The 8316-nt window shown below is 72.3% G+C and carries 7 protein-coding genes; all 7 read left to right on the plus strand.

The genetic code is table 11. The features are described from left to right. Nucleotides 1-105: 105 nt before the first annotated feature. Entirely contained in the window at nucleotides 106-1662 is a 1557-nt protein-coding gene (locus ACI79G_RS09650; protein WP_456880911.1) for an alpha/beta hydrolase, read from the plus strand. Between the two features lie 87 nt (nucleotides 1663-1749). Then, the gene (locus tag ACI79G_RS09655; RefSeq protein WP_456880912.1) at nucleotides 1750-2817 is read left to right on the plus strand and encodes a DNA polymerase domain-containing protein; all 1068 of its coding nucleotides are present in this window, start codon (nucleotides 1750-1752) and stop codon (nucleotides 2815-2817) included. 42 nt (nucleotides 2818-2859) lie between these two features. After that, nucleotides 2860-3447, plus strand: coding sequence for a tyrosine-type recombinase/integrase (locus ACI79G_RS09660; protein ID WP_456880913.1), 588 nt, complete (start codon nucleotides 2860-2862; stop codon nucleotides 3445-3447). A gap of 345 nt (nucleotides 3448-3792) precedes the next feature. Continuing rightward, nucleotides 3793-4680, plus strand: coding sequence for a TIR domain-containing protein (locus tag ACI79G_RS09665; protein ID WP_456880914.1), 888 nt, complete (start codon nucleotides 3793-3795; stop codon nucleotides 4678-4680). Then, nucleotides 4674-6368 carry an FxSxx-COOH system tetratricopeptide repeat protein gene (gene fxsT / locus ACI79G_RS09670; RefSeq protein ID WP_456880915.1) on the plus strand — a complete coding sequence of 565 codons (1695 nt, stop codon included), beginning with the start codon at nucleotides 4674-4676 and terminating at the stop codon, nucleotides 6366-6368. The genes ACI79G_RS09665 and fxsT overlap by 7 nt, the downstream gene beginning before the upstream one ends. A gap of 196 nt (nucleotides 6369-6564) precedes the next feature. Beyond that, nucleotides 6565-7026 (plus strand): ester cyclase, encoded by a 462-nt coding sequence (locus ACI79G_RS09675; protein WP_456880916.1) that lies wholly within the window; start codon nucleotides 6565-6567, stop codon nucleotides 7024-7026. A 335-nt stretch (nucleotides 7027-7361) separates the two neighbouring features. Beyond that, nucleotides 7362-8316, plus strand: a 955-nt coding sequence (locus tag ACI79G_RS09680) for a TIR domain-containing protein (RefSeq protein WP_456880917.1), incomplete at its 3' end; no start/stop codon positions are given.

Genomic DNA, 8316 nt, shown 5'->3' on the forward strand with positions numbered 1-8316 from the left:
GGGCAGCGCCGCGACGTGACGGTGGCGTGACCCTCGGCTGAGGGCCCGTCGTCCGGTCGGGGGCGTGTCTGCGCCGCCCGGCCGGGCCTCATACCCTCGGGACCCATGCGCCTGTCCCGCGGTCTCATCGCCGCTGCCTCCGGCCTGCTCGTGGCGGTCTCCGGCTGCACCTCCTCCGAGGACCCCGCGGCGGACTCGTCGGCCTCGGCGTCCTCGGCACCGGCCGAGCCGCAGGCCGCGGAGATCGCCTGGAGCGACTGCGACGCCCAGATCTCCGAGCTGGTGGCCGGCACCCCGGGCAGCGAGCGCGACCTGGCCTTCGAGTGCGGCCGCACCGAGGTGCCGATCAGCTACGACGAGCCGCAGGGCGCCACGCTGCCGCTGTTCCTGGTCCGCGCCCGCTGGACCCAGCAGGCCGACCGCATCGGCTCGCTGGTCATCAACCCCGGCGGCCCGGGCGCCTCCGGGGCCGACGCGGCGATCGGCTCGGCGCTCACCCTCCCCGAGGACGTGCTGCGCCGCTTCGACGTCGTCGGCTTCGACCCGCGCGGCGTCGGGCTGTCCACGCCGGTCGAGTGCATCCCGCCGGACCTCAAGGACCGGATCGTGGCCTCCGAGCCGCGGCCGGCCACGCCGGAGCAGGTCGACGAGGCCTTCGCGCTGCAGCAGGAGATCGCCGACGGCTGCGCCGAGGAGTACCCCGACTCGCTGGGCACCTTCAACACCGTCGACACCGCGCGGGACATGGACCTGCTGCGCGAGTCGCTCGGCGACGAGCAGCTGACCTACCTCGGCTACTCGTACGGCACCACCCTCGGCTCCACCTACGCCGAGCTGTTCCCCGACCGGGTGCGGGCGCTGGTGCTCGACGCCGCGGTCGACCCGGACGACGACCCGCGGGCCGACGCCGAGCAGCAGTCGACCTCGCTGGAGGCCAGCTTCGACGCCTTCGCGGTCAACTGCACCGGCCTGGTCGCCGGCTGCCCGCTCGGCCCGGACCCGCGCCGCTTCGTGGAGGAGCTGCTGGACCAGGCGACGACGGCACCCATCCCCAGTGCGCTGGCCGGCGAGACCCGCCAGGCGACGCCGGGCGTGATCATGACCGCCGTCGTCTCGGCGCTGTACGACACCGGTCGCTGGCCGCAGCTGGCGCAGGGTCTGGCCGCCGCCCGCAACGGCGACTCGCAGCAGGTGTTCTCGCTGGCCGACGCCTACTGGGGGCGGCTGCAGGACGGCACCTACACCAACCTGATGGACGCCAGTGTGGCGATCAACTGCGCCGACACGGACCCGGCGTCGGCGGTGTCCGAGGAGGAGATCCGCACCCTGGCCACCGAGTGGGGCCAGCGCTTCCCGCTGTTCGGCGCCGGCTCGGCCGTGGGGCTGAACAACTGCACGGTGTGGGAGGCCGAGCGCACCCCCCTCCCCGAGCGGGACGCCGAGGGTGCGGCACCGATCCTGGTGGTCGGCAACTCCGGCGACCCGGTGACCCCGCTGCCCGGCGCGGTCGACATGGCCGAGGACCTCACCTCCGGCGTCCTGCTCACCTGGCAGGGGCAGGGGCACACCGCCTACCCGAAGACCCCCTGCGTGACGGGCGCGGTCAACGCCTACCTCATCGACCTGGTGGTGCCGCAGGACGGGCTGACCTGCCCCGCCTGAGTGGTGGTGCCGCAGGACGGGCTGACGTGCCCGGCCCGAGCGCCCTAGGGTGCGCCGGGTGATCACTTCCGCGGGATCGGGTCGCTGATGGCGTCGTCGAAGGACGCCGTCCTGCTGCAGGTCGACGGGCACGAGGTGCGGGTCTCCAGCCCGGAGAAGCCGTACTTCGCCGAGCGCGGCATCCGCAAGATCGACGTCGTCGAGTACTTCATCGCCGTCGGCGGCGGGATCCTGCACGCGCTGCGGGACCGGCCGACGACGCTGGAGCGCTGGCCGGGCGGGGTGTTCGAGGGCGCGCGGCTGTCCACCCGCATGGACAACACCGGCGACGCCTTCTACCAGAAGCGGGTGCCCAAGAACGCCCCCGACTGGGTGCCGACCGCGCACATCACCTTCCCCAGCGGGCGGACGGCGGACGAGATCGCGCCGGACTCCGTGGCCGTCGTCGCCTGGTGCGTGAACCTGGGCACGCTGACGTTCCACCCGTGGCCGGTGTCGAAGTCCGACGTCGAGTCGCCGGACCAGATCCGCATCGACCTGGACCCGCAGCCGGGCACCGACTTCTCCGACGCCGTCCGGGTGGCGCCGCACGTGCGCGAGCTGCTGGCGGAGTTCGGCATGCAGGGGTGGCCGAAGACCTCCGGCGGCCGCGGCGTGCACGTCTACGTCCCGATCCAGCCGCGCTGGACCTTCCCGGAGGTGCGCCGCGCGGTCATCGCCTTCGGCCGCGAGCTGGAACGGCGGATCCCCGACCGCGTGACGATGTCGTGGTGGAAGGAGGAGCGCGGCGAGAAGATCTTCATCGACTACAACCAGATGGCCCGGGACCGCACGATCGCCTCGGCCTACTCCATCCGGCCCAAGCCGCACGCCCCGGTCTCGGCGCCGGTCGACTGGGACGAGCTGTTCGACGTCCACCCGACCGACTTCGACGTGCTCACCATGCCGGCCCGCTTCCGCGAGGTCGGTGACAAGCACGCCGGGATCGCCGACCACGCGTTCGGCATCGAGCCGCTGCTCGAGCTGGCCGAGCGCCAGGCGAAGGACCAGGGCCTCGGCGACCTGCCCTATCCCCCGGACTACCCGAAGATGCCGGGTGAGCCGATGCGGGTCCAGCCGTCCCGCGCCAAGCGTCCTACCAGCGAAAACGATTGATCCTCGAGTTGCTGGCCACCTAGCACAGCGCTCACTCGCCCGATGACCTCCCGCCGTGGCGATCCGGCTGGAGGACCTGCTGGCGCCGTTCCGGCGGCACCTGCGGGCCGCGGCGAAGGCGCGCGGACGATCGAGCTCTACAGCCAGTCCGTCCGCTACTTCTCCCGGTGGCTGACCGACCGCGGCCGGGAGCCGGTGCTCGACGAGCTGACCCGGCACGCCATCGCCGCGTGGCTGGCGGAGCTGGCCGAGACCGCCGAGCCCTCCACCGTCGGCACCCGGCTGCGCGGCATGCGCGGGTTCTGCCGCTGGCTGGTCACTGAAGGAGAACTGGAGAAGGCCCCCACCGACGGCATCGAGATCCCCAGCCCACCCGATAAGCCGGTGCCGGTCCTCACCGACGAGGAGATCGCCGCGCTGCAGAAGGCGTGCGCGGTCGGGCGCGGCCGGCCTGGGATCTTCGACCGCACGATCTTCCTGGGCCGCCGCGACGAGGTGGTGCACGCCAGTTCTGGGCCGGCGCCTCGCCGGCCAGCCGGTAGAAGCTCAGCAGGGCGTCGGCGCGCTCGGCGACCACGGTGTGCACGCACGTTCGTCTCCACGCGAGCCCCGGCTGGAACGACGACGTAGCGCAGGGAGATGGCCCGCGATCGCGGGGGCCTGAGCACGCCCGGACGCTCCCGCAGGGACGGGGTCAACAGCTTTCAGCTAGAAGGTGTGGCTGAGCCCCTAGGCTCGTAGGTGCGCACGACGAGGCCCTCAAGGGTCCCCCGCACGTCGCCGAGGGCACCCTCACTCAAGGAGTCGAAGCGCAGGCGGTGGACGGCGATCACCCGCGCATCGGCCAGGCGGGATCGGTGGCGCGCACGAGCCGGCCGCACAGCCGGCCCTCCACGACCCCGGTCGACCAGTCGCTTCGCGTGTCCGGCGGTGCCGGGTCTCGTCTACGGCAGGTGATGGGTGTAGCACTGGTGCGTGAGCGGTCGGGGGACCGATTTCTTCATCAGCCACGCCGGCCGCGACACCGCGTGGGCGGAGTGGCTGGCCTGGCAGCTTGAGCAGGCCGGCTACAGCGTCGAACTCGACGTGTGGGACTGGGCACCCGGTGAGGACTTCGTCGCCCGCATGCAGCAGGCGCTGCAGCGGGCGGACCGGCTGCTGGCGGTGTGCACCGAGGCCTACTTCACCTCCGTGTTCGGCGGCGCCGAGCTGCGCGCGGCCTTCGCCGGGTCCGCGGCGGCGCAGGGGCGCATCGTGCCGGTGCTGGTCGAGCCGGTCACCCTGCCGCCGTTGTACGCGCCGCTGATCCATGTCGACCTGACGGGGTTGGACGAGACCGCAGCAGCGGCCCGGCTGCGCGCTCGGCTGGCCGGTGGCCGCCCGGCGAGCGCGCCGCCATTCCCCAGGGCGGGACCCACGCCAACTGCCAAACCGGCGTTCGCCGGCGCCCTCCCCGCGGTCTGGAAGGTGCCGCCGCGCAATCCGCGGTTCACCGGGCGGGACGGCATGCTTACCGAGCTGCGCCGGCGGTTGCGCACCGGCGAGGCCACGCTCGTGGTGCAAGCGCTCTACGGGCTGGGCGGAGTCGGCAAGACCCAACTGGCACTGGAGTACGCCCACCGGTTCGCCGCCGACTACGACCTGGTGTGGTGGATCGACGCCGAACAGGCGGTGCTCGTTCCTGAGCAACTCACCGCCCTCGCCGCCCGACTCGACGTGGCCCAGGGGCCGAAGGTGGCCGACACCGTCGACCGGCTGCTGGCCGAGCTGCGCGGTCGGGCGCGCTGGCTGCAGATCTCGACAACGTCGAGCGGCCCCAGGACATCGTCGGCTATCAACCCAGTGGCACCGGGCACGTGCTGATCACCTCCCGCTCCCCCGGCTGGGGCGGTCTGGGTGGGCGGCTGGAGGTCGACGTGCTGGCCCGGGCGGAGACGATCGCGCTGCTGCGGACCCGTATTCCAGGCATCAATGAGAAGCTGGCGGACAAGCTCGCCGCCGAACTCGGGGATCTGCCGCTGGCCGCGGCGCAGGCCGCCGGCTACCTGGAGCAGACCGACCTGCCACCCACGGACTACCTGCGCCGGTTCCGCACCCGCCGCGCCGGCCTGCTGTCCCGCGGCGACGTGGTCGGCTACTCCGGGCGGCTCGACACCACCTGGGCTTTGTCGCTGGAGCGGCTGCGCGGCGAGGATCCGGCCGCGGTTCAGCTGCTGGAGCTGGCCGCGTTCCTCGCCCCCGAACCCGTCCCCCTCCACCTGTTCAGTGGCCACCCCGACCTTCTGGCCGAGCCGCTGCGTAGCACAGCCGCCGACCCCGACGCCCTCGCCGACACCGTCGGTGCACTGGTCGGCTACTCCCTGGCCCGCCGGTCCCCCGAGGGCTTCCAGGTGCACCGGCTGGTGCAGGCAGTCATCCGCCACCAGCTCGACCCCGACCGGCAGCAGGCCGCCGCCGAGCGCGTGGTGGCGCTGCTGGCCGCCGCCGTCGCCGGTCTCCCGGACGACTCGACCCATTGGGCCGCCCACGCCCAGCTCACACCACACGTGCTCGCCACCGCGCCGCGGACCGACCACGATCCGGCTGGTCGGCAACTCGTCCTGGACACCATCCGCTACCTACTGGCCCGCGGCGACGTCCACGGCACCCGATCTGTGGGCGAGCAGGTGCTCGACCGCTGGCGGGTGATCCTCGGCCCCGATCATCCCGACGTACTGGCCGGGGCAAGCAGCCTCACCGCTGCCCTGTTCGCGCTGAGCGAGACGGAGGTGGGCCGAGCGCTGGGCCAGGACACGCTGCAGCGCTGCCGCCGAGTGCATGGCCCGGACCACCCGACCACCCTGGGGGCAGCGACCGCCCTCAGTCTCGCCCTGGTCCGGCTAGGTCAGGCGGAGCCAGCTCGCGCGCTCGGCGAAGATACGTTGCAGCGTTGCCGCCGGGTATCCGGCCCGGACCACGCCACTACCCTTACGGCGGCGACCGCCCTCACCCTCGCCTTGATCTCGGCGGGTGAGGCGGAGCAGGCCCGCGCTATGGGCGAAGACACGCTTGAGCGCGGCCGCCGGGCGCTCGGCTCCGATAACGCCACCACCCTGACGGCGGCAATCGCCCTGACGTACGCGCTGATCCGGGTGGGTGCGGCGGGGTTGGCTCGCGCGCTGGGCGAGGACACCCTGCAGCGCTGCCGCCGGATGCTCGGCCCCGACCACGTGCTCACGCTGTGGGCGGCGACCGTGCTGACGTCCGCGCTGGCCCGGCTCGGTGCGGCCGAGCCGACCCGCGCGCTGGGCGAGGACACCCTGCAGCGCTGCCGTCAGGTGCTCGGCCCGGACCACACGATCACCCTGGAGGCGGCGACCGCCCTAGCCATCGTCCTGGCCCGGCTGGGTGCGGCCGAACCAGCCCGCGCGCTGGGCGAGGACACCCTGCAGCGCGGCCGCCGGGTGCTCGGCCCCGACCACCCGAGCGTGCTGCGCCTGACCCACGCCGCCAACATCGCCTTCCATCTGGGTGGCAACACTGCGGCGGACCGCGCGCGTCGGCCGCAGTGAACGTGGGCCTGCGGAGCTCGTGCGCCTCGTCGGGGGAACCGTAGGTCCCCTACTTCGGCTTCAGGCATGGCCTATAACCGGCGGATCACCGCACCGCCTTCGGTCCCTATCGACGGACTTCGAAACGGGAGTAGTTTCCGCGATCCCACGGGGGCGACAGGGGGACGGATCACGGGGTCACGACGGAGTGGGGACGATGACCAGCGACACCGGAAGTTCCGGGATTCCGAACTGGATGCCCGCCTACATCGAAGCGTGGAACAGCCACGACCCGGCGAAGGTGCTCGCCTTCATGACCGACGACGTCGTCTTCGACGACAAAGGGCTCGGCGAACGCCTGGAGGGCACAGACGCGGTGCGCGCCATGCTCGTTGACCTGACGCGGAGCATGTCCAGCGACTACCGCCTCGACCTGGGCGACCTCATTGTCGGCACGGAGGACCTGTGGGCCGCGGAGTGGACCATGTCGGGCACGAATGACCGAGAGGACAAGTCGCGCGGCTTGCCCAACACCGGCCGTTCGTTCCTGATCCAGGGGTTGTCGATCGGGCGGCTGCGGGACGGGAGGATCGCCGAGGAACACCTGTACTGGAACATGGCCGACTACCTGACCCAGGTCGGCCTGATGCCGGAGGCTCCCGCGCCAGCCACCCGGTGATGGCATGGCTCGGCGGCAGAGCCGTCGAGCGTCAGGGCGTCCGTGGCAGCCGCGCCCATCCTGACGCTAAGGGTCGCGAGTGGCCAAGCGGATCGCGCTCTGGAGGGGCCGTGGCAATGGGCAGCCCCGCAGAACTCGCAGAGAAGACCGAGGCGGCCTGACCCCCATTGCAGGCGTTCCGTGAGGGCCACCGAACTCCTGCGTCTTCCTTCACCCATGTAGGCCAACACGGGCAACGACCAGCTCACGCGCCCCGTCATGGGAACGATGAGTTGCCCGTATCGGACTGGCTGGTTCGACGCTCCATCTCCCTAGTTGCAAGCAAGGGGGAAACCGTGATCCTGGGGAGCCCAACGGGTGCTGCTGCTCGTGACGCGACCCCGCAGCGCGTCAGCGGAAAGCAAACCGACTTCTTCATCAGCCACGCCGGCCGGGACACCGCCTGGGCGGAGTGGCTGGCCTGGCAGCTGCAGGAAGCCGGCTACCGCGTCGAACTGGGCGTGTGGGACTGGGCGCCGGGTGAGGACTTCGTGACCCGTATGCAGCAGGCGCTGCAGCGGGCCGACCGGCTACTGGCGGTGTGCACCGAGGTCTACTTCACCTCCACGTACGGGAGCGCGGAGCTGCGCGCGGCCTTCGCTGAGCAGGCGGGAGCGGAGGGGCGGATCGTGCCGGTCCTGGTCGAGCCGGTGACCCTGCCTCCGCTGTACGCGCCGCTGATCCACCTGGACCTGACCGGCCTGGACGAGACCGCGGCGGCAGCCCGGCTGCTGGCTCGGCTGGCCGGTGGGCGGCCCACAGCCTCGCCGCCGTTTCCGAGGGCCGGACCGGCGCCGACGGACAAACCGGGATTCGCCGGCGCACTGCCGGGAGTGTGGCGGGCGCCGCTACGCAATCCGCGATTCACCGGGCGGGATGGCATGCTGGCCGAGCTGCGGCGCCGGCTGCACGCCGGGGAGACCACGCTGACAGCCCAGGCGCTCTACGGGCTGGGCGGAGTCGGCAAGACCCAACTGGCACTGGAGTACGCCCACCGGTTCGCTGCCGACTACGACGTGGTCTGGTGGATCGACGCCGCACAGCCGGTGCTCATCCCCGACCAGCTCGCCGCGCTCGCCGCTCGGCTCGACGTAGCCCCCGGGCCCACGGTGGCCGATACCGTCGAGCGGCTGCTGGCCGAGCTGCGCGGCCGGGACCGCTGGCTGCTGGTCTTTGACAGCGCGGAGAGGCCGGCCGACGTCGCCGCCTACCTGCCCGGCGGGGCCGGGCATCTGCTGATCACCTCGAGAC

The sequence above is a fragment of the Geodermatophilus sp. SYSU D00779 genome, from assembly GCF_054050595.1.